The sequence below is a fragment of the Amphritea japonica ATCC BAA-1530 genome (assembly GCF_016592435.1).
In the GTDB taxonomy this organism is placed as follows: domain Bacteria; phylum Pseudomonadota; class Gammaproteobacteria; order Pseudomonadales; family Balneatricaceae; genus Amphritea; species Amphritea japonica.
This window is the reverse complement of record NZ_AP014545.1, coordinates 1155540-1178829: the sequence shown is the minus strand read 5'-3', so window position 1 is coordinate 1178829 and position 23290 is coordinate 1155540. Positions and strand designations below refer to the sequence as shown.

Below are 23290 nucleotides of genomic sequence, written 5' to 3'. Positions count from 1 at the left end.
ACAATCATAGCAGAATCAAGTTGCGATAATGACTCTCACCGCATCCAGCTTCATGGTAGCGCTCTCAAGGTACTGTTCAAGATCACTCCGGGTTTGCGCCAGATAGTCGATCTCTTCCTGACGGATATTCGGATTCACCTGCGCCAGCGCTTTGAGTCTGTCCTGCTCCACACCCAGCAATGTCTGCACTTTCTGTTGGGCTTCGCTCAGCATCGCAGGTAATTGAGTTTCAGCAATCGCTTCAACTCGATCCACCATCGAACTAATCTCAGAACGGGTATGCTTCACAATCTCAACCGACTGACGACGACCAACCCGTTCAGCCAGGTTATTAATATGCGCTTCCGTCAGAATGGCGCTCAAGTCTGTTCCATTAGTATCCACGACTATCCGGCTCAGCGTCTGGGGCAGATAACGTTGTATCTGAATTTTTTTCGGTGCTGCACAATGCAGTGTATAGATAGACTCTAGCAATAGTGTACCGGGCTTTAACGGTGGTAACTTAATCGAACACACCGCTGTATTACCAAAATCACCCTCGGTAACAATATCCATCGTACCCATCACCAGAGGATGCTCCCAGGTAAGGAACTGCATGTCTTCACGACCCAGTGCCAGCGTCCGGCTATAGGTTGCCGTCATACCCTCAGCCGGTAACCCCGGCAGACTGTCGTAATGCATATGATCACCCGGACTGAGGATGATACTGTTGCTGCCGTGAACTTGTTGCTCGACACCGAACTGATCGAACATCTTCTCCATGTAGCGACTCAGCTCAATACTGTTACCCGTCACTTCCATGCTTTCAGCGATCAGATCCGCCTTAGCAGGGTTACAGGAATTCAATTCAAGTAACCGGTCACGACCCTGCTGCAGCTCATCTAATAGACGATCAGCTTCTTTACGGGTAGCCGTTATCAGTTCCTCGACATGTACTTCATCAAACTCTTCAAATAGCGCCGGAATAAGCTCTTCCAGGAACTGATCAAACAATACCTGTCCTACCGGGCAGGCCCGTTCAAAACAGTTGAGGCCTCGGTGGAACCAATCTAACAGCACCGCTTGAGCACTAAACTCATAATGCGGCACGTGAATCTGAACATCATTGCGCTGACCGATACGATCCAAGCGACCAATTCGCTGTTCCAACAGATCAGGATTGAGAGGCAGATCAAACAGCACCAGATCACTGGCAAACTGGAAGTTACGCCCCTCACTGCCGATCTCAGAACAGATCAGTACCTGAGCACTCTCATCTTCATCGGCAAAATAAGCCGCCGCACGGTCACGATTAACCAGAGTCATCCCTTCATGGAAGACCGCCGAGCGTACGCCTTCATAAAGACGCAGATGTTCTTCTAATGATTTAGCTGTTGCCGCATTGGCGCATATAACCAGCGCTTTAAGATCACGATTATCTTTAAGCCAGTCCACCAGCCACTCAACTCGTGGGTCGGCTTCCAGCCAGCGATCAGCCAAAATCAGTTCCGGATGAAGACGCTCTTCAAGATCCGCTTGATCTAATAGCTGCTGTTCGCTTTCTAAATAAAAATCAGGACCCGGCAGTGGATAACTATGCAGCACTCTTTGTGGGAAACCAGTCATCCCATCACGGGTGTTACGGAACAACACCCGACCGGTGCCGTGATGGTCCAGCAAGCTATCAACAGCATCTGTAATGGCTTGATCAAGCGAGTCGTTTTCAAGCTCCTGCTGAAGTTCGTGGGCGACCTCTTCTCCCAGATAGCTGCCTAGTTGAGAAAATATCTCCGGGGCATCTTTCAGCTGCTCCCGCGCATCTTCTGCCAGCAGTTGTTCTACCAGTTTACTCACCGGCTGATAACCCGTTTCCTCATCACGGAACTGAGCCAGACTGTAATAGCGATCGGGATCTAACAGACGTAAGCGGGCAAAATGGCTGTCCACACCCAGCTGTTCAGGCGTTGCCGTTAACAACAGCAGACCTTTAACTTCCCGGGCCAGTGCTTCGATACAGATATATTCAGGGCTGGATTCCTCTTCAGACCAGACCAGATGATGGGCTTCATCCACCACCAGCATATCCCAGCCAGCATCCAGAGCCTGTACCAAACGTTCAGGGCTGGATTTAAGAAATGAAAGATTACAGAGTACCAACTGGGCGGTCTCGAACGGGTTAACCCCTTCATCCGACAGTTCCAGTGCTTCACAACGCAGTTCATCCAAAATCGTAAAGCGCAGATTGAAGCGGCGTAGCATCTCGATCAGCCACTGATGTATCAGGCTGTCTGGTACCACTATTAATGCTCTTGAAACTTTGCCACTGACTAATTGCTGGTGCAGAACAAGACCCGCTTCAATCGTCTTACCCAAGCCTACTTCATCCGCTAACAGAACCCGTGGGGCATAACGACGCGCCACCTGATGAGCGATATAAAGCTGATGTGGCAGTAACTGCACACGAGGGCCCAGCAGACCATAGCTTTCGGATTGCAGGTGAGTAAACTGATGCTTAAGGGTTTCAACTCTCAACTGAAAGCGACTCAGCTTATCCACCTGTCCGGCGAATAAACGATCATGAGGCTTACTGAAATGCACCGAGCTATCCAGATCCTTCTCTTCAAGCACACTTAATTCACCGGTTTCATCTTCAGCCTGATAGACAATGTAGCCATTCAGTTCCTGAAACGCGGTGATCTTCAGCTTCAACCCTGAAGCGTTGCGAACATGCTCCCCAACCGGGTAGATAACTCGGCTTAAGGGAGCATTATCGTCAGCGTAAGTACGCTCCTCCCCAACGGCAGGAAACAGGATTTCAACACGGCGGTTAGAAATGCTAGTCACTAACCCTAGCCCCAGACTTGATTCGGTATTACTGATCCAGCGTTGGCCGGGAATAAATTCAGACAAAAGACAGCTCTCAAACAGACAGAAACAACAACTTTAATCACTATAGACGACATTCTTAACGATTATCAGTTCATCGCAAATAGTGGCCGATATGGGCGGCATGATAGGCGTTGTGAACGCCCACCTCAAGGCGCAATCGCAATCCGTCATCAATAAGGCAAAATATTATATAAATAGTCCCTTGAAACAGGCTAATCGACCCCCTTCCTAAATATCCGACAGAGCAAAAATAAGGTATGCTTGCGCCTTTAAATCTGTGAGTACCCTTCGATGTTCTTTATCGACCTAAATCTGGATCTGGAAATACTGGGCCCATTAGCTGACAACAACTTCCTCAGCCCCCGCCCAATCCAGGAACAGGCCATTCCTGTCGCACTGGAAGGCGTTGACCTTCTGGCTTCAGCTCCGACTGGAACCGGTAAAACCCTTGCCTTTGTATTGCCCGCCCTGCAGAAAATTTTCGATGCAGAGCCCGATCGCAGCAGCGCTCCGCAAATACTGATACTCACCCCAACCCGGGAACTGGCAAAACAGATCCACCAGGTTGTCGAACTGCAGACCCAGAACAACCGTATCAAAAGCTGCCTTATTGTCGGCGGTGTCCCTTTTGGCATGCAGAAAGGCATGTTGGCTGAACCGATTGATATTATGGTTGCCACGCCGGGGCGTTTGCTTGAACTGAATGCTCAGGAATGGTTGGATCTGTCTCTGGTTGATATGTTGATCATCGATGAAGCCGATCGGATGCTCGATCTGGGCTTTATACACGATATCAAACAGATCGCTGATGTATTGCCGCTGGAACGCCAGACGCTGATGTTTTCCGCCACCCTCGAAGGGGAAAAAATCCAGCAGTTCGCTACTGATCTCTTGAATGAAGATTCACAGATTGTAGCTGTAGAGCAACCTCGTCATATTCCATCCAATATCGAGCAGTTTGTTTACCGGGCTGATAATGAGCAACACAAAGAGTACCTGGTAAAAGCGCTGATCCATCAGCCGGAACTGAAACAGGGCATCATCTTTGTAAATAGTCGCAAACAGGTCGAGCAATGGGTAGAGATTGTTCGCAGTGGCGGTATGCAATGTTATGGCCTGCACGGCGATATGCGCCAGAGTGAGCGGAATCAGCGGATCAAAGAGATGCGTCGTGGACGCATTAAACTGATCATCGCCACTGACGTTGTCGGCCGGGGCTTAGATCTGCCCGACCTGACTCACGTAATTAACCTCTATCTACCGATGAAAGCAGATAGCTACGTACACCGCTCAGGACGTTCAGGCCGTGATGGCGCGAAAGGCACTGTATGGTCAATTGTAGAACCGCTGGACTGGTCGACACTGGGTAAGATCGAGCGTTTCATCGGCGAAAAAATCCCCCGAATAACCTTCCCAGGTCTGGCTCCGAAAAAACCTGAACCGGGTAAAGGTAGCGGTAAACCTAAGGCCAAGAAGCCCAAAGTAAAGAACAAAAAAGCGATAAAGAAAGCTGCAGCTAAGAAAGCCTCTTCTCAGAAAAAAGGACCTAAGAAACGAGTAGGTCGGGGCCCGAAAGCGCCGAAGTAGTCATATTGATGACTGCTCTCGGTTGAGTACAAAACTGCAAAAAAAGCCGCTTCCTGTAAGCGGTTTTTTTTATGCCACCCCTCTGACAACATTTGCAAAACCGCTAAACATAAACCACTCCGGTAAATGTCGAATCAATTGCGAGCTTCCCTTCATTGCTAACTTACCGACAGCTTCAGCTTGCGATACCGACGTATCCCCTAACCAGATTTCGGTCATGGTTCGCAGATCGCTTACAAAGTGCAGGTCGGCATCGAAGCCCGGGTCATCCACACAAAGATCGATCTCATTGTTTTCAGCCAGCATCCACCAGTGCTTATAGGTTTTATCCAGATCTTTAAATTCAAAGTGCAAGACTGTGCGTGTTATTGGTAGAGCCGAGCAGTTAATCGTGCGGCGCATATCCCACATCAATAGCTCCACACTCAGGTCGTCATCTGACATCTGGCTGCGTATCCAGCGCGCGCCCCACTCTCCTAACCCCATGACAATCGGTTCTAATTCAAGGCCTGCCTGAGTAAGGTGATATTCTCTGCTTTTATTATCTTCAGAGCGCTTGAGTTCAACCAGTCCTCTGTCTTGCAATACGTTAAGCCGCTGAGACAACATGGTTGGGGATATTAATGGTAAACCCCGTTTAAAGTCATTGTACCGACGACTGCCGCACAACAGCTCACGTATCAACAGTAGCGTCCAACGCTCCCCTAACGCCTCACAAGCCTTCGCTATTGGGCAAAACTGTCCGTAACCTTTCATATAAGAATCCTGTCATCACTTGCGTGCCACTACGGTTTTCGTAGCTTAAGGTACGATTTCTGTACTAAACAAACTATAGACCCTCTGCTGTACTTAAGGCACACACATCCTTAAAGCACAGAGGATTCATTATGAATATTGAACAGCAATATCAGGGAAGTTGCTTCTGCGGAGCAGTTAACTTCAGCGTCACAACTCAACCGGTTCTTATGGCCTATTGTCATTGTGATTCCTGCCGCCACTGGTCTGCTGGGCCCGTAAGTGCCTTCACCTTATGGAACCCCGAAACCCTGCAGATAACACAGGGCAAAGATCAGATTGGCAGTTATAAAAAAACACCCGGCAGTATTCGCAAATGGTGTCGCACCTGCGGTGGACATCTGTTTACGGAGCATCCAGAGATGGGCGTCATCGATGTACCTGCCGCCATTATTCCTGAGCTTAGCTTTAAACCCGCCTTGCATGTGCATTATCAGGAGTCCGTACAGCCAATGGCCGATGGATTACCAAAGATGAAAGATCTCCCCGCCGAAGCTGGAGGTTCCGGTGATCTAGTCCCCGAATAAAACCAGAGCAAATCAGACAACAAAAAATAACAACCCCGATGGCCCAGACACGATTACGCCTGAAGTGGAGTAAACCTCATGGATATCAACGTAGCAATTTCACAAAAACCACCCGTTCTCTTAGACCTAAAAGCATCGATCGCACAAGCCGTAAATACAATTGAAGAGGTCGCAGCACAAGACACCCAACTACTCGTATTTCCCGAAGCATTTCTCCCGGGTTATCCCACCTGGATATGGCGACTTAAGCCCGGCGGAGATATGCCTCTGGGTAATCAGCTTCATACCTTGTTACGCAATAATGCGGTTGATATTTCTAAAGGAGATCTGGATCCAATTTGCGAAGCAGCCGCCAAATACAATCAGGTTGTAGTGATAGGCATGAACGAGATCGATTCCACCTTCAGCGGGTCGACGCTATTTAATACCGTCGTAGTCATAGGCACGGATGGCACAATATTGAACCGCCATCGAAAAATAATGCCCACCAACCCTGAACGGATGGTCTGGGGCTTTGGCGACGGCAGCGGCCTGCGCGTGGTTGATACACCGGTAGGGCGAATCGGCAGCTTAATATGCTGGGAAAATTATATGCCTCTGGCACGGTACGGTCTGTTCGCTCAGGATATCGATATCTATATAGCACCCACCTGGGACAGCGGCGATACCTGGATAGCCTCAATGAACCATATTGCCCGTGAAGGCGGCTGCTGGGTATTAAGTACCGCTACGGCGATGCAAGGCAGTGATATTCCCGATACCTTTCCTGAGCGGGATCGTTTATTTCAACCAGACGAATGGATTAACCCTGGTGACGCGGTTGTAGTGAAACCTTTTGGTGGCGTCGTCGCCGGACCACTTCACAATGAAAAAGGTGTGTTATTTTCCACTATTGATATCGAAGCAGCGGGGGAATCACGCAAAGCCCTCGATGTGACGGGCCACTATAATCGCCCTGATATCTTCCACTTAGAGATAGATCGCCGTGTAATGCCACCCGTAACTTTCACTGACAATACTAACTGAAGTTGTATTTCTTTATAGAATAAAAAAGCCCGGCAGTTCAATGCCGGGCTTTCTTATCAGAAGAAGATATCATGCAGCCTGAACAGCTTCGATACCACAACGACTAAATGCGGTTAGCATCGCCTGAAGAGCTGCAGCTGAAGTATCTTCAGCCACCGCAACAGCGCAGTATTCTTCGCCATTAATCTGCACCGCGATACAGGCCTGAGCATTAGCATCAGTTCCCCCACTTATCGCATGCTGATCAAACTGAATGACTTCTATCTGACACTGATAACCGGTTGTCAAAGCCGCACAAAGGGCTTCTAACGCACCGGCGCCTTCCCCACTAATCTGTTGCTCACCGATTTTAAATCCGGCGCTAACATGCTGACCCTCTGCATGAAGATCGTAGTCATGCAGCTGCCACTGGGAGACAACTGACACAAAGTGTTCTTCAAACAGACGCTTTATATTGGTTGGAGAGACCTCAATACCACTCTGCTCAGCAGCGCCCTGAACAACGCGGCTCAAAGGGAAGTGCATCCACTTTGGCAGGCTGATATCGTAGTCCCGCTCCAACACCAGTGCCACGCCACCTTTACCACTCTGGGAGTTAATCCGCACCACTGCTTCATACTCACGGCCGATATCCCGTGGATCAATTGGCAGATAGGCAACATCCCAATGGGCTTTCTTATGTTCTGTGTGATAGTTCACTGACTTACGAATCGCATCTTGGTGACTACCAGAGAAAGCGGTATACACCAACTCGCCAGCCCAGGGATGACGGACCCCAACCGGTATTCCGGTGCAGCTTTCCACCACCTCATTAATTTCAATGATGTCGGAGAAATCCAGCTTCGGATCAATCCCCTGGGAATACAAATTCATACCCATAGTTATCACATCCATATTACCGGTACGCTCACCATTACCCATCAGCGTGCCCTCAACCCGGTCAGCGCCAGCCAGTATACCCAACTCCGCAGCAGCTACCGCACAGCCTCGATCGTTGTGGGTGTGCAGACTCACTCGCACATACTGTCGATTCCTCAGATTACGACAGAAATATTCTACCTGATCAGCAAACAGGTGCGGAGAAGACATCTCCACCGTTGCTGGCAGGTTAATAATGATGTCACGACCACCTTCGGGTTGCCATTGGTCGATCACCGCATCACAAACTTCAATGGCGTAATCCATCTCGGTGCCGCTAAAACTTTCCGGCGAATACTGAAAAGACCACTGAGTATCAGGGTGGTGTACCGCATATTGCTGAACCCACTTAGCTCCCTGAACCGCTATCGCTTTAATGCCATCACAGGACTGACCAAATACCTGTTCACGCTGCACAGTAGAGGTCGAGTTATAAACATGAATCGTTGCCTTTTTTACGCCAGCCATCGCTTCATAGGTACGCTTAATCAGGTCTTCACGGGCCTGGGTCAGCACCTGAATGGTGACATCATCTGGAATTCTTTTTTCATCCACCAACTTACGTACAAAATCAAAGTCAGGTTTAGAGGCTGAAGGAAAACCCACTTCAATCTCTTTAAAACCCAGCTTAACCAGCAGATCAAACAGGCGAGTCTTCTGTTCAACACTCATCGGATTAACCAGTGCCTGATTACCATCACGCAGATCTACACTGCACCAGTCAGGTGCTTGCGTCAGGGCTTTGTCTGGCCAGGTACGGTCGGTCAAACGGATCGGTTCAAATGCACTGTATTTACGATGGTCAAACATAGCGTTGTCCTACTGGATATCTGCCTTTGGCAGTAAATTTATTAACCAATATAAAATTGAAATCCCGTGCGATTGGCACGGGACCAAATCTGTATATCGCATACTTGTGGTACACATCAGTCAGCCCGGTAGACTGGCGCTTAAACCTGGTTAGACACTTTTGGTGTTTTCACCCACATCCGCTGGTAACGGCATGCTTACGTGGTTCTCGGCAAATACTGATCGCTTCAGCAATCAATAGAGCAAAGTTTAAAGCGATTGATGCGCAATAACCGATCTAAATAAAAGAATTTCATCTCAATTGCGCAATATTAATAACTAAAATACAATAAACCTATAGATATAATTGCGCAGAGTTAAAATACAATGAAATCAAACCACCCTATCGACAGTTTTGACTTAAGAATATTGCGCGAATTACAACTGGACGGAGGGCTCTCAAACCAGGATCTTGCTGAGAAAGTAGGACTAACAGCTGCCCCTTGTTCCCGGCGGGTAAAAGCACTGGAAGAAGCCGGAGTTATCAAAGACAGAATCGTCAGAATCGACGAGCGAGCGGTAGACCTCAATCTGATAGCTATACTCCACATCAGCATGGATAAACATATCCCTGAACGATTTGAAGAGTTTGAAGCCACTATCAGCAGTTTCCCAGAAGTAATGGAGTGTTACCTGATCACCGGTCATGACGCGGATTACCAACTAAAAGTCGCCGTACCGGATATGGATCGTTACCACGACATCCTACTGGGTAAGATTACCCGCATTCGCGGCGTAACCGGGGTTAAATCGGCCTTTATAATGCGTAAAATAGTTGATAGTACGTCGGTGCCACTTAACTATATTAATAGTTAATCAAACGCTGGGAGCAACAAATTAAACATATGTTTAAAAATTATTGTAACGAGCAAAACTGGCTTTATAATTAGCGCCATATTTATATCCGTTTTTAACTCAAGGAAGAGTCACTCGTATGCGCTATACCCTCCTTTGCTTTCTGGCTTTATTAGCCGGTTGTAACAGTATGAGTCAGCCAGAGCATGTAAATGACACTGCTCGACTAACTAGTTGTTTTAACTATTCTGTTTGTAACACTGACGTTATGGTGGAAAAGAAAACGAAGGGTCTGAAAGTGTCTGTTCAGGATCTCTATCACCCAATACTGAGTGCAACACTTTGGATAGATGGCACGCGCTACCCTCTTACCCCTGTAGAGGCCAACACTGAATACAAAAGAACGAGTAAAAGTCTGCGAACTTCCTCCCGACTATTTAGTTTAGAAAGTAGCTTTACGGAAAAACTCGACGACGCTTATAGAGTTCGATTATTAGTCGGCCTTCAGTCTTACACTATTGAAACGTCTCTGAAGGGACCTGGCGATACAGCTTTGTGGTAATTAGTGCTGTTAAGCACCAATTAACGGAGATAAACAATGGGTATTCTAATTGACAACAAATCAGAAATTCAGCGGCGTTAATCTCTCTTTTCTACCTGCTTCGCGCCTCAATATTAGTAATGGAAGCCAATAGGTTTTCATACTGCGGGGCCATTGAACTCCAGCTTAAAGCCGATATATCTGGCGCTTGCACAGACTCACCGCTATTTTTCTTTTGAGCATAGTCCATTATTCCAGTCATTAAGTTTTCTGCTTCGCCTTCGCCACTACGATAACAGCAGTCTGCGGGAAACAATTCAGGATAAGCCAACCGATTTGGCACCAAAGGCATAGCGCCGGCAGCCACTCCTTCCAGTACAGCGATCCCTTGAAAATCATGCAATGCTGTCGAAAGAACAATATCAGCCTGTTGTAACAGCCTGCGGTAATCACCAACAGACTCAACAAAACCCCAATGCCCCACCCGGTCACCCAACAGTTCTTTCAACGCCTGGAACTGTTCAGGCACTTTGCGGAACTGCTGACCAACCAGGTCCAGCCTGAAATCTACACCGGCCTCACAGAGCCCTGCCATGGCATTAAGTAATTGCTCTGGCCCTTTATCAAACTCCCAGCGATGATTCCATATTAAACGAACCGGGCCTGGTTGGGGGTCATGGTTCAGATACGATGATTCGGACAAAGGTACCTGAAGCACCGAAGATCGCTGTTCAAGCTGTTCCACTACTCCCGTAGGAATCTGGTCCGGTAGCTTTTTTAACAGCGCCCTGCAACCAGCTATAAAGGTATGACGATTATAGGCGGTATTAAAACAGATATGATCCGCCGCCAGCGCCGTATAAAGGTTGAGAATTTTCGGCTCAACATTGCCGTACTCTCGACCAGATTCCGGATACGCAAACTGGTTCTCGTGAAAATAAACCAGAGTAGGAATGCCCGCAAGATTGGGAATAAAACCGCGTAAGGCCGACAGGTCTGTCATTGAAGTGGCAACAATCAGATCGTATTCCTGCTCCAAAACCTCTCGTTCATTAAAGGCCCAGCTCAGACTATTACCCCGTATTCGCCAGGAAAAATACCTCGGAGGCAAGGTCAATACCGTCCACTGGTGCTGGCTGAGGTTATCTACCAGACCTTTATGCCAATAGGCATGACTGGCAGCATCATAAGCAGAAAGCAGAAGAATATTCACGGAATAGTAGCCACAGATTATTAATTACAAGGTATTCTTTAGATGATGTTAGCGTGCATACAGCGAACGATAGCTTCGCACCCAGGCTTCTTTGGCTGACAATTGTGACAGGGTTGCACTGATAACGCTCTGAGCGGTCACTTTATCGCTGAAAGCCTGCTTAAGCAAAACCACATAGTCATGGCGATCAAGAGCAATAGCATGAGCCGTCCGTATCAGTCCCTGTTGTCGAATAAAACTTTCAGCACTTTTATGACTGTTCAATCTTGCCAGCTGAACCACGTAATGACTCGCAGGCTGCGCCTTTAACCATTGCAGATCTTTTTCCGGTAGCAAGCCATCATCCAGTTGCGTTTCTACGGCCGATTGAGCTTCACTGGGAGTCGGTTCCTGTAACTGCTCTAAAACTCGCTGATACAATGACTGGCTTGCAGCATTACCCAACTCTACGCTCGTACTGGCATAGGCGAGCGCCTGCAACAGGTCCTTCTGAACAGAAGTGCCTTCAAAGTAGATCAGTGCCAGATTATGCGCGGCATAAGGGTTACCCCGGGACACTGCCTGAGCATACCAGTGCAGGGCTGTATCAGGATCAAAATCGATTAGCAGCACACCGAGCGCGAGTTGCGCTTTATCATCACCGGCCACTGCCGCCAGTTCGATCCAGCGTCGAGCTGCCTGAGGGTTTTTCTCGCTCCCCTCTCCCTGTAACTGCATCAACCCGGTTTTTAGCTGGCTATCGGTTAACCCCTGTTCTGCCGAACGCTGATACAAACTAAAAGCCCGGCTAAGATCTTTTTCAACACCATCACCCTGTTCGTATAACAGGGCAAGATTGCGCATCGCCTTTGGGTTACCAAGCTCAGTCGACTGCTGATAATATTTAAACGCTTGTTGCTGATCAGCAACTACACCTTTTCCCAGCTGGTATGCAATGGCCAGATTATATGCAGCTTCATGATGATTCCCGGCAGCTGCAATTTTCAGCCACTTAACAACTTTAACCCAATCAGAAGCCCCCTCCAGACCAATGGCCTGCAGACGTGCAATGATAAACGCGGCCTGGGGGTCACCTACCTGTGCAAGAGGCAGACAGGTTTGATACGCGGGCTGAACATCACCTTTCAGGAAAAGTGCCTGGCAGCTTTCCATATCCGTCGCCAGCGAAACTGTCGCATTAGCAAGAACCGCAAAAGCCAGAAGAGTCCTTAACCGGTTAATCATTATCATCCCTTAATAAAACCTGCATTGTTCAGTCTGCTGGTCGATAAGCACTTTGAAGTGACCGGTATGATCTGAACCATACCTGGTCAGCGATCGATTCCGGTAACTGACTTTTTGCCAACTGCCTCGCTTCTGCCGGTGAGTTCGCTGAATCAGCATACAACACCACATACACCCGACCCGCCTTAGTGAGCGCTTTGAAATAATTCACCCGGCCTTCTAATTTATTCGCTTGCATAAATCTATTCACCGCACTAACGGTAGATAGTTGAATCAACTGAAGTACATAGCGACTGGAGGGCTGCAACATCAGCCATTCATAATCCCGTAATCCATTGTTGATAACGGAGGCTGTAGCATCGTCCAAAACAGCCTGCTCTTCAGAGAGTGCTATAGCAGACGCTCCCGGCGATAAGTCAGATTTTTTCAACTCTGTCACCGGGGACGTTTCAACCTCTCTCGCAGCTAATATGGCGGTCTCAGGTTTAGCAACTGTCATCTTATCCGGTTCGGGTAAAGCATCCGTCTTTTCTGACCCAGATAGCGTCGACTGTTGCAGTGCCAATTGCTGATTCAGGCTCTCAATCAAAGCATTTGCGGGTGCGTGCCCCAGGCGCATACTTTCACTGGCGTGTAATAGCGCTTTATCCAGGTCCTGTCGTTCCATCTCTCCTGATTCGCTATAGATCAGTGCCAGTTGATAATGGGCGTAAGAGTTATGCTGAGCTGCCGCCTGATGGTATAGCTCGACGGCTTTCTGTGGTTCTGTAGACGTCAGCATCGCCGCCAGTGTCACCTGCGCACTCTGGTCACCTGCGACAGCAGCACGTCCGAGCCAATGCTGCGCCTGAGTTAGGCTTTGCTCAGTTCCCACTCCTTTAAGATAGGCGACTCCGGTCTTCAACTGACTAGGAACATAACCCTGCTCACTGCCTTTCAGATACCACTTAAAAGCAACCTTATCATCGCGTGCAACCACTTCACCTCTTTCATAAAGTACCCCCAGGTTATAACAGCCGGGGCCGTGGCCCTGTTCAGCAGACCGGATCAACCAGGTTAGCGCATTTTCAAGACTGGCAGGATGATCAGCACTCCCCTGAACGTAAATACTGGATATTATAAAACTCGCTTCTCCGTCCCCTTGCTCAGCCTGCGGCATACAATGGGTTAGTGCCGCACTAAACTGCTTAGTTTGATAAAGCAAACGACAGTGCTGATCCTGAGCCGATGAAGTCACTGACCAACACAATAAGAGCATCAAGAGCGCGAAAAATATTCGAGGCATATCTATTCCAAATCGTTATAGCAGCGGGGCCTTTGTCCTAGTACCCCAGAGAAATCAGGGAGCAAGATAGAGTTCCTGAAGACGGCGATGCTTACGAATCCAATGAGACTTCCGGGCAGACTCCGGGATTTCATCCAGTGCTTCACGAGCAGCATCGATGGTGCCAAAGTCACCATAGACCATCACATAGAAAAGCCCGGCTTCCCTTTGAGTACGAAAGTATCGGACCGAGTCAGGCAATGAGTGTTTCCTGATATAGTTACGCATCCCCTTTTCATCTTTTCCGTATAGCAACTGGATGGTAAAGCGTGGCGGAGACTGCTTCATTACCCAGCCATCTTCAAGACGATAAGGGTGCTTCGTATCAGCAACAAAGGGTTCTACGGATTGAGGCCTTTGCTGGGTCGCTGTTACAGCTGCGGGCTTTGCTTCAGCCACTGAAGCAGATTCTGTTTCAGAATAACCCGCTGCCGGATCAGGTAAAATCCCTTTATCCGAAAGCGAGGCAAGCTGTAGCGAAGGTTCGGTTAGTATTTTCTCAGGTATAGACTCAATGATCTGCTGTGATAGTTTCTGTTTCTCAGCTTGCAACTCAACAACTTTTTGTTGCTCTGTTTCAAGTCGCATTAAACTCAATAAAGAAGCGGCTTCTTCATTACCTACATCCACAGCTTGCTGAGCTAATTCAACCGCACGGGTATGATCTGCTTCAACCCCCTGACCAACATAATAAACTAATGCCAGATTCTGTAATGCGACACCATTACCTTGGTCAGCAGAACGTTCATACCAGCTAAGGCTTTCTGCCGGATCAGTCTCTGTCAGCAGCACCCCCAGAGCAACCTGGGCATTTGCGTTGCCAGCAGTCGCTGCTTTTCTAATCCAATGCTGAGCAGAAGCACGATTTGCTTCAACGCCTCTGCCATCCAGCAGCATTGAGCCTACTTTCAGTTGTGCATCAGCCAGACCCTGCTGAGCCGCTCGCATATACCACTGATAAGCCCGGGAAGGATTCAGTTCTCCCGCCGCTCCCGTTTCAAACATATTTGCTAAGAGTTTCTGCGCCCTGGGATGCTGAGCGAGTGCCGCTTGTTGGTACCAGTTACGCGCTTTACTGTTACTTTGGCCGACCCCCTGGCCTAACTGGTACGCCAGCCCCAAACGGTAAGCCGCTTCCGGATGCCCTTTCTCTGCCGCTATCTGATCCCAGAACAGTCCTCGCTGATCATCCTGATTTGTATCCAACCCCTGATAGTAGATATTTGCGAGCAGAAAAGCCGCTTTAGCGTCACCCAGTTCCGCCAGTTCCTGACACTGTTGTCTGGCTGATGAGTATGCGGCATCAGAAAAGAGCTTATAACATTCGTCGCCTTTATCATCTTTGGCGATCGCAATTGAAGAAAATATCAGCGCAGAACCCAGGCCGATATACGCTGGAATCCGAAACACACTATTTACTTGTCTGTACATAATCCCTGCCGTAATCCTGAAGAGGTTATAACTTAGCTCTTCATATCATTTTGTACTGCCTCTTCCCCCCGGAATTCAGCAGCAAACTGGCGACCAAAACAATCCTCTGTCGGGAGCCACATATCAGGCCAGCCTGTAATCACTGACGATCACCACTGAACTGGCTGGTAATGTATAACGACCAAGCCGAAATGGTGAGTGTAGAAAGATAATTTAACAAATTGTCGCCCTTTCAATAAGTGATAATACGCAATAATTAACCTAAAAAATGAAAAAACCGGCCATATAGGCCGGTTTTTATCACTATTCCCAATTTCAGGCGGTCGTCACTCCTGCCTCCGCAGGATCCTGTTTACGTAAACGGCTATAGATAAACAACGCCAGAAAGCACAGTAAAGCCAGACTACTGATCCACCATTCACCATGGGGCCATAACATCGCTACCCCGGCCAGACCCGACAAGACCCGCAACACAATATTAAGCGGGCTTTCCAGATAACCCTCCATAAATCCCACTAAGGCATAGATACCGAATACGGAAAAGAAGAAGACACTCAGCACCTCCATCGTTGTCCCACCGATAAAGTTAGTATAGGCAAATAGCAGCGGCACGATATAGAGCCCTTTAGCTATCTTCCAGGCGGTGAAACCCGTTGCCATCGGAGGGGTTTTAGCGATAGCTGCTGCGGCAAATGCTGTCAGGCACACGGGTGGAGTGACATTTGAATCCTGCGAAAGCCAGAATATAATCATATGTGCTGACAACAAGATCATCGCTAACCGAGCCGGGTCAATCGCCTGCTCCAGCAACTGTCCTTTAAAGTCACCTGGTACCAGTGCCAGTAATTGCTGCGCATCAATTTTACTCATAGGATCGGCTAGCAATGCCGCTTTATCAGCATCCACCAGCAGGAAGATAGTACGCGCAATCTCTGGCACGGTACCATTAACCATCATCTCAATCAGCTGCATCTCTGCGATCAGGTTATACAACGCCGGCGCCGAAAGCGTCGCCAGTACTATGTATGAAGCCGTTACCGGCAAGCCCATACCTAAAATCAACGATGCCAGTGCGACCAGAATAATAGTGATCAACAGACTACCACCTGCCCACTCAGCCACCATCAATGAGAAGGTATTACCAATGCCGGTCATCGCGACTACATTGACTACCAAGCCCACTGAGATCAACAACATAGCGGTAGTTGCCATATTTTTGGAACCCTGCGCCAACGCATCAAATACATCCCTGAGACCCATTGGGTGTTTTGATAACCAGGACGAAGCGACCACCGATATAATTGAAATGCCCGCAGCATAGGTCGGCGTAAAGCCATAGACAAGCAAGCTCACCAAGACCACCAGAGGTAACAGGTAGTGCCAGCCATCACGAAAAACCTCACCGATAGAGCGCGTATCCAGTTCAACAGCATGAGCCTGACTGCGCATCGCTTCCACACGGACAAAAAAGCCTACCGACAAAAAATAAAGTAGTGCTGGCAGCGCTGCGACCGCAATCACATCGACATAAGGGATCTGTGTGTAGGATGCCATGATAAAGGCGCCAGCCCCCATCACCGGCGGCATTAACTGTCCACCCGTAGAGGCCGCAGCTTCCACACCGGCGGCAAATCGAGGTGGAAAGCCCGCTTTCTGCATCAGTGGAATGGTAATTACCCCTGTAGACACAGTATTCGCCACAGAGGACCCTGACACCGACCCCATCAGACCGGACCCAAGCACGGCGACGAAACCAGGCCCTCCCACCATTCGGCCAGCCGCACAACGCGACAGCTCAATAATAAAATCGCCCGCGCCAGACTTCACCAGAAAAGCCCCGAACAGGATAAACATAAACACATAGGTCCAGGAAATTCGGGCTATCTGGCCAAACATCCCTTCCGAAGAAAAATAACTACGAAACAGCAGGGTTTCCAGGCTCAAACCAGGAAAGCCAAAAATGCCGTCAACATACTGGCCCCACCAGAAGACATAGGTGAGCGCTACCAGAATCATGCAGGGAATAAACCAACCGGTCGTTCTGCGTGCCATTTCCAAAGCGATGAATATCGCACAGATCGAAAATACCCAGTCGAACTGAACAAATTTCACTCCCCGGTCATAGAGAGCATCCTCAAAGCCAATCAGATAGGCTGCACAGACAATCGCCGCGCAACCTAACAGAATATCCAGTAATAAAGTCAGTCGCTGCGCCCCTGCCGTGTGACAACGCACCATCGGTACCATCAGCGCACATAACAACGCAAAGCCACCAAAATGTATGGCTGAGACCCACAGTTCCGAGACCGTGCTCAGGGTATTAAAGTAGATGTGCACCAGCGCAAAAGCAACGCCAGCCCAATAGATAAAACGACCCGTAAGAGAGGACTCTGAACGCTGTAAGAGTTCCAGACTCTTCAGTTTTTCAGACGTTTCCCGGTCAGTTTGGGTATCGATAGAATTCATAACAGTATCCCTAGAAAACAGGAAAAAAAGGCGGGGGGAGATAACCCCGCCAAGATCGCAAAGTTATTCAGCGATGAGGTGTGCAGGGATGTTTAAACCTACTTCTTTGTAGTAGCGAGCGGCACCCGCGTGTAAAGGAAGTGGCAGGCCAGCAATCGCTTTCTCAAGTGACATCGCTTTAGTTGCCTTATGGATACCATTCAGAAACGGCAGGTTTTCATAAATCGTTTTGGTCAGCAGATACACATCTTCTTCAGACAGATCATCTCTGACTGCCAGAAAGTTTGGTTGTGCCATTGTGTTGATATCTTTGGTCTGACCCGGATAAGTGTTTGCTGGTATTACATAACGGGTCCACAGCTGATAGCTGCCGTTCGCTTCTTTAATCTGCTCATCAGTAAAGTCCAGCACTGTCATGTCACTGCCCAGTGCCGCATATGCACGGGTGATAGCAGAGGTTGGGACACCTGAAGGAATATTCATACCATTGATAGTGCCATTTTGTAACGCATCAGCACTGGGACCATAGCCCATGTAAGCCAGATCTAAACTTTCAGCGTCCATTCCCAGGCCACCAAGAATTTGACGTCCAGAGCCTTCTGTACCTGAATTTTTCTTACCAATAGAGAATTTCTTGCCTGTCAGTTCAGACAGATCAGCAATCGTACCGCTTTTTACCAGATCAGACTTCACCGCAAACTGCTCAACGTTTTGCCACAACATAGAGACAGAACGAAGGTGTTTCTGAGGACCGGAAGATTTTAAAGCACCTTCACCACTCCATGCCCAGGCGCCATATAAGCCCTGGAGAATTGCAAACTGTGCTTCATTCTCGCCCAACAGCTTCACATTTTCTCCTGAGCCTGCGGAGTTGATTGCAGAGAGGGATACCTTGTATTTAGGCTCTAGTTTTACTTTTGTAAGCGTCGCCAAAGCAACACCCACTGGATAATATGTTCCACCGGTAGAAGCCGTGGCCAGAATATAGGAGCGTTTCTCCTCTGCCTGAACCAACGCAGCACTGCCTAAAGTAGCGCTCAGAGCTACGGCAACGCCCAGACCTTTTATCAGAGTTCGTTTACTGCTTTGCATTTTAGATTCCTTCACTCGGGTTTTTATTGTTCGTACCCTATACAAAGCAATGTGGATGCCAAACCAAAAAAATAATTAACAACCCATTGATTATTATATAAAAAAACAAAATTCACGATAGCTAATCGAAGACCTGATAAGCAAAAAACGGCCTATTGAGCATCAATCCGATAAGCAACTTTTTGCTTATTCATGGCTAATAACCAGTAAACTTTTTATTTGAATGGTAAGAAACAAACTGAATTACCCCCTAAAGACTTCGTTTTCTGCGCCTTAAACGGGCAATAAGCAATTTATTGCCTATTCATCAATATAGTCTGTCCGTTCGATCTGATACTTCACCATTTTCTGATTCAACGTCCGACGTGGCAGATCAAGCATTTCCATCACCGCTTTGATATTCCCCCGATGCTGACGCAGCGCTTCACAGATCACTTTGTATTCAAAGTTGGCAACCTGAGCTCCCAGAGAAAGAGAAGTATCAATCTGTGCTCCTCCTACAGGCTCTATCGTTTCAGGATACAGCAGGTCAACCACCGGCAGTGAACCATCCAACGCATAGCGTACCGCTATATTCTTCAATTCCCGGACATTACCAGGCCAGGCGTACTGCTGCAGATTAGTCATATCCTGTCGGGTAACCCGACGGAGCTCCCGCCCATGTTGAGCCGCCGACTGAGCCGCGTAATATTCAAATAACAATGGAATATCTTCAGTACGTTCACGCAACGGAGACAGGTAAAGACAGGATACATTCAGTCGGTAATAGAGATCCTGACGAAAACTCTCTTCCACTGAAAGGTCTGCTTTTGAAGCGGCGACAATGCGAAGATCGACAGGTATCTGTTTGTTAGAACCCAGAGGTTCAATCACCCCTTCCTGCAGACTTCGCAGGATTTTCACCTGCAAACTAGCCGGCATACTCTCAATCTCATCCAGCAGTAGTGTTCCGCCATCGGCGTGCTGAAATTTACCGGTACGTTTTTTTGAGGCACCAGTAAAGGCCCCCGCCTCATGCCCAAAAAGCTCAGTTTCAATCAGTGTTTCAGGAATCGCACCGCAGTTAATCGGTACAAAATTACATTCGCTTCGGGGGCTAAACTCATGCAGGCACTGGGCAACCAGTTCTTTACCGCTGCCGGTTTCGCCATAGATAATGACATTGGTATTTAATGCAGCGTACTTAAGAATATCCTGGCGCATTTTCTGAATCGCCGGAGAGATGCCAATAATCTTACTATCGATACCACTGTGGGAAGCCAGGTCCTGCTGCAGCCGCAGGTTTTCCAGTACCAGTCGACGCTTCTCACAGGCCCTGTTAATCGTTTCAACCAGACGTTCTGGAATAAAAGGTTTTTCGATGAAGTCATAGGCCCCATCGCGCATCGCACCAATCGCCATATCCACATCACCGTGACCGGTAATCAGAATCACTGGCAGCTCAGGTATACGATGACGGGCTTCCATCATTAACTCTAGCCCATCCATTTCCGGCATTCTTACATCACTCACCAAAACACCGGGGAACGCTTCATTCAGATGAGCCAGCGCCTCAGCAGCACGCTCACAGACAATCACCTCAAAACCAGCCATTTGCAGCCATTGGGATGTTGATTGCCGAATTAACGGATCATCATCTACCAGTATTACCTGACCTCTGTTCATTGTGATTCTCCGGTCTGTCTTAAAAGCGGTAAAGTAACGGTAAAGCAGGTGTAGCTCTCCTGACTATCGGCTCGGCTAGCGACTCCTATATCACCCTGGAGATCTCGAACGATAGAGCGGATAATCGATAAGCCCAAACCTAAGCCTTCGCCTATTTCCTTAGTCGTAAAAAAGGGCTCAAATATATGACTCAAACTTTGTTCGTCGATGCCAACACCGTTATCTATCACGCTAATTTTAATCTGGGCTTTATCATGCTCGACCTGAATTTTAAGCCGGGGGCACTCAGCTTCCGACAACGCATCACAGGCATTCGTTATAAGATTTAGAAAAATCTGTTCAAGACGAGCACTGTCACCACTGACGAGCATATTTATATCAGGGCGAGGGTAAACCAACTCAACCTGCTGTTGATCCAGCCGCCCTCTCAACAAATTCAAAACCTGATCCAACACTAACAATGGATCCACCGGCGCCATGTGCTGAGGTTTCTGATAAGCAAAGGTTTTCAACTGCCGGGTCAAAATCGACATTCGACTAACAAGATCGTTGATCAATTCAAGATTATTATCTAACTGCGCCGTCTGGTTTTGTTCAATCAGTTTACGACAGATTGCAATATAGGTTCTCAATGCGGTTAGCGGTTGATTCAGTTCATGGACCACCGCAGAGGACATCCGCCCCAACGCGGCCATTTTCTCAGCTTGCACTAACTCATCCTGGGCTTCTTTCAACGCCTGAGTACGTTGAATCACTTTATGCTCAAGTTGATCATTGGCCTCCTGAAGCGCCCGTTCCAGGCGTTTACGCGGGGTAATATCAATCACAGTAACCAGATAGTTGGCAGAGATTTCCTGCTTCATCCGCTTGATTGAAAACAACATAGGAAAGTGGCTGTGATCAGACCTTTTTCCCACAGTTTCCATCGCAATTAACGGTGCAAAGCCTTTGCTACCCAGGCATGACAAGGTTTTCTTCAACACTCCCTGATACATTTCAGGGGCGATCAGTTTGTCGATATGAGCCCCCTGAATACGCTGCATCGATTCATTAAACTGCTGCATCGCCATCGGGTTAATAAACAGGACCTGACCCTGGTTATCCAGTGTGATCATGCCAACATGAGCTGTGTTGATGATATCCCGCTGGCGCGCTTCACTCCGCTCAAGCGCCTGCTGAGTCTCTCGTCGGGAAATATGCTTAAGCTGGCGTTCTCTCAAAAGAAAAACCAGCAACGAGATTACAATACACAGCGCGATGGCAAAGAAAGTCGCGTTACGTTGAATCCGCACAACCTCACCAAGATCGTTGAACACGCTAACCTGCCAGCCCAGATCATCCAGCGTTACTGACTGCATGAGCGCCCGCCCACCCAGCAAAATATCAACTTGCTGAATTTCAGAACCATCATACAGTTCCGTGATGCGCTCTCCCGTAACAATATCCTTTAACTGAGAGGCTGTCTGAAAGCGTTTACTGGCCATCAGTACCTGCTCATTTTTACTAAACAGATACTCCCCTGTCTGATCAAGACCCGTCTGGAGTAATTCAAGATCGAGCCTTACGGTTGCCACGCCTTGTAGACGACTCATCACGTAAACAGGTGCTGACAGATAGATAGCGCCCTCATGTTGAGAGGTCGGCAAGGCGACTTGTACACCTTGCTGTCCCTCAAGCGCCTGCAGAAAATACCCCTGATTACGATGATTTATCTCGTAGAAATTCTGCTGTGCCCGCCAATGGCTAAACGCCCGGGCCCTTCCCTGAACGTCCAGAACAAAAAGCGCCGTAGTGCCCGCCACCAGATTAGTTTGTTCAAGGTAACGGCTTACCCGGGCTATTTTATCAGGCGATGGAAGACGCAATAGTTCTGCAACATCATTGCTCTGAGAAACCAAAAAAGGCAGGTACTGATATTCAGCAATTTCAGAACGCGTCTGACTAATAATGCTCAACAGCTGATTTTCACCACGCTCTTTGAGATCGGTAAGCGCCCAGTCACGGACAAGTTGACTCACCATCGTTGTGCCGATAACCGACAGCACCAACATCAACGTAATCAATGGAATAAAGCGAGGAAACTGCAATCACACTCTCCTGTTACTGGGCGTTTTATTTGTTGATATCGTATTTAATTATCGAATATGCCTCGCAGCAGATGGCTACCATTGCCGTGTAGCAGCGGTCCCTTCTCGCACAGCCTGATACCAGGCTGGCGCATCTGTCAGTGCCAGCAACTCATCTAGTGGGGGGTATTCCAATCCCTTCTTATGACAAAAATCTGCCAGATCTGGAAAGCTCCACTCAAACAGAGTATCTGCATATTCCAAGGGGTCAAGCCTGGACTGTTCATACATCCCTGCCTTTAAGCGTTGATTCTGAGCCTCTACCAGAATGATCCCGGCGGCTGTAGACACGTTAAGTGAGCCCACCATCCCCATCATCGGAATTAAAATATGCTCATCCGCAAGATCTGCACCGTCATCACTCACCCCATGCTTTTCAGCGCCCATCAGAAGCGCGCAGGGAAGCGTAAAATCTACATCCCGATAATCGATAGCCCGGTCTGAGAAGTGTGCCGCATAGATTTTCATTCCCTGCGCTTTAGCCCCAGCGACCGCGGTTTCAACAGAGTCATGGTTTTGACTTTTAACCCAACGGTCACTGCCGCGTGTAGTCCCTGTAAACTCATACCCCTCTTTCGGGGTAACCGTATGAATACGAGAAATACCCACCGCATCACAAGTCCGTATCAAAGCCGCTATATTGCGGGGTTTATGCACCTGATCAGTAATCAGAGTCAAATCTGGCTGCCGTCTGTTGAGTGTCTGAATTAGTTTAGCTGTGCGCTCCGGTGTCATCTTTCTACTCTGTATCTGAAATATGCGGCAATATTAGCGAAAAAACAGGTCTTCAACACTCCATAATTAAGAAACTATGACATAATCGAGGCTAAATTTTTTACAACC

At 48.3% G+C, this 23290-nt stretch carries 17 protein-coding genes; 5 read left to right on the top strand and 12 right to left on the bottom strand.

What is annotated here, in order from left to right:
* Positions 1–15: 15 nt before the first annotated feature.
* A complete protein-coding gene (gene rapA, locus AMJAP_RS05425; protein ID WP_019622061.1) occupies positions 16–2889 on the bottom strand; it encodes an RNA polymerase-associated protein RapA in 2874 nt (957 codons plus the stop codon).
* A gap of 270 nt (positions 2890–3159) precedes the next feature.
* Between rapA and AMJAP_RS05420 the strand changes: the two genes are divergently transcribed.
* Positions 3160–4455, top strand: coding sequence for a DEAD/DEAH box helicase (locus tag AMJAP_RS05420; RefSeq protein WP_019622060.1), 1296 nt, complete (start codon positions 3160–3162; stop codon positions 4453–4455).
* 69 nt (positions 4456–4524) lie between these two features.
* On the opposite strand, the gene AMJAP_RS05415 is transcribed toward AMJAP_RS05420, so the two are convergent.
* A complete protein-coding gene (locus AMJAP_RS05415) occupies positions 4525–5211 on the bottom strand; it encodes a winged helix-turn-helix transcriptional regulator (protein WP_019622059.1) in 687 nt (228 codons plus the stop codon).
* A gap of 131 nt (positions 5212–5342) precedes the next feature.
* On the opposite strand from AMJAP_RS05415, the gene AMJAP_RS05410 reads away from it, so the two are divergent.
* Complete coding sequence (locus AMJAP_RS05410; RefSeq protein WP_019622058.1) at positions 5343–5777, top strand: GFA family protein; 435 nt, start codon at positions 5343–5345, stop codon at positions 5775–5777.
* A gap of 78 nt (positions 5778–5855) precedes the next feature.
* Positions 5856–6803 carry a carbon-nitrogen hydrolase family protein gene (locus AMJAP_RS05405; protein WP_019622057.1) on the top strand — a complete coding sequence of 316 codons (948 nt, stop codon included), beginning with the start codon at positions 5856–5858 and terminating at the stop codon, positions 6801–6803.
* 69 nt (positions 6804–6872) lie between these two features.
* On the opposite strand, the gene leuA is transcribed toward AMJAP_RS05405, so the two are convergent.
* Entirely contained in the window at positions 6873–8531 is a 1659-nt protein-coding gene (gene leuA / locus AMJAP_RS05400) for a 2-isopropylmalate synthase (RefSeq protein WP_019622056.1), read from the bottom strand.
* Between the two features lie 366 nt (positions 8532–8897).
* Between leuA and AMJAP_RS05395 the strand changes: the two genes are divergently transcribed.
* Together AMJAP_RS05395 and AMJAP_RS05390 are read left to right on the top strand one after the other, a co-directional pair.
* Entirely contained in the window at positions 8898–9386 is a 489-nt protein-coding gene (locus AMJAP_RS05395) for an Lrp/AsnC family transcriptional regulator (protein ID WP_019622055.1), read from the top strand.
* A 118-nt stretch (positions 9387–9504) separates the two neighbouring features.
* Positions 9505–9927 carry a hypothetical protein gene (locus AMJAP_RS05390; protein WP_156815206.1) on the top strand — a complete coding sequence of 141 codons (423 nt, stop codon included), beginning with the start codon at positions 9505–9507 and terminating at the stop codon, positions 9925–9927.
* A 91-nt stretch (positions 9928–10018) separates the two neighbouring features.
* Here the strand turns inward: AMJAP_RS05390 and AMJAP_RS05385 are convergent, their stop codons facing one another.
* The 9 genes from AMJAP_RS05385 to trmH form a co-directional block, all read right to left on the bottom strand.
* On the bottom strand, positions 10019–11119 hold the full coding sequence (locus AMJAP_RS05385; RefSeq protein WP_019622053.1) for a tRNA-queuosine alpha-mannosyltransferase domain-containing protein: 1101 nt from the start codon (positions 11117–11119) through the stop codon (positions 10019–10021).
* Positions 11120–11167: 48 nt separating this feature from the next.
* Positions 11168–12343 (bottom strand): SEL1-like repeat protein, encoded by a 1176-nt coding sequence (locus AMJAP_RS05380; protein WP_019622052.1) that lies wholly within the window; start codon positions 12341–12343, stop codon positions 11168–11170.
* Between the two features lie 28 nt (positions 12344–12371).
* Positions 12372–13628 carry an SEL1-like repeat protein gene (locus tag AMJAP_RS05375; RefSeq protein ID WP_019622051.1) on the bottom strand — a complete coding sequence of 419 codons (1257 nt, stop codon included), beginning with the start codon at positions 13626–13628 and terminating at the stop codon, positions 12372–12374.
* Between the two features lie 54 nt (positions 13629–13682).
* Positions 13683–15098: an SPOR domain-containing protein gene (locus AMJAP_RS05370; protein ID WP_019622050.1), complete on the bottom strand. Its 1416-nt coding sequence runs from the start codon at positions 15096–15098 to the stop codon at positions 13683–13685.
* 315 nt (positions 15099–15413) lie between these two features.
* A complete protein-coding gene (locus AMJAP_RS05365; protein WP_019622048.1) occupies positions 15414–17564 on the bottom strand; it encodes a TRAP transporter permease in 2151 nt (716 codons plus the stop codon).
* Positions 17565–17627: 63 nt separating this feature from the next.
* Entirely contained in the window at positions 17628–18656 is a 1029-nt protein-coding gene (locus AMJAP_RS05360) for a TAXI family TRAP transporter solute-binding subunit (RefSeq protein ID WP_019622047.1), read from the bottom strand.
* A 300-nt stretch (positions 18657–18956) separates the two neighbouring features.
* Complete coding sequence (locus AMJAP_RS05355) at positions 18957–20321, bottom strand: sigma-54-dependent transcriptional regulator (protein ID WP_019622046.1); 1365 nt, start codon at positions 20319–20321, stop codon at positions 18957–18959.
* Positions 20318–22408 carry a sensor histidine kinase gene (locus AMJAP_RS05350; protein ID WP_019622045.1) on the bottom strand — a complete coding sequence of 697 codons (2091 nt, stop codon included), beginning with the start codon at positions 22406–22408 and terminating at the stop codon, positions 20318–20320. The genes AMJAP_RS05355 and AMJAP_RS05350 overlap by 4 nt, the downstream gene beginning before the upstream one ends.
* 75 nt (positions 22409–22483) lie before the next feature.
* Complete coding sequence (gene trmH / locus AMJAP_RS05345) at positions 22484–23182, bottom strand: tRNA (guanosine(18)-2'-O)-methyltransferase TrmH (protein ID WP_019622044.1); 699 nt, start codon at positions 23180–23182, stop codon at positions 22484–22486.
* Positions 23183–23290: the final 108 nt, after the last annotated feature.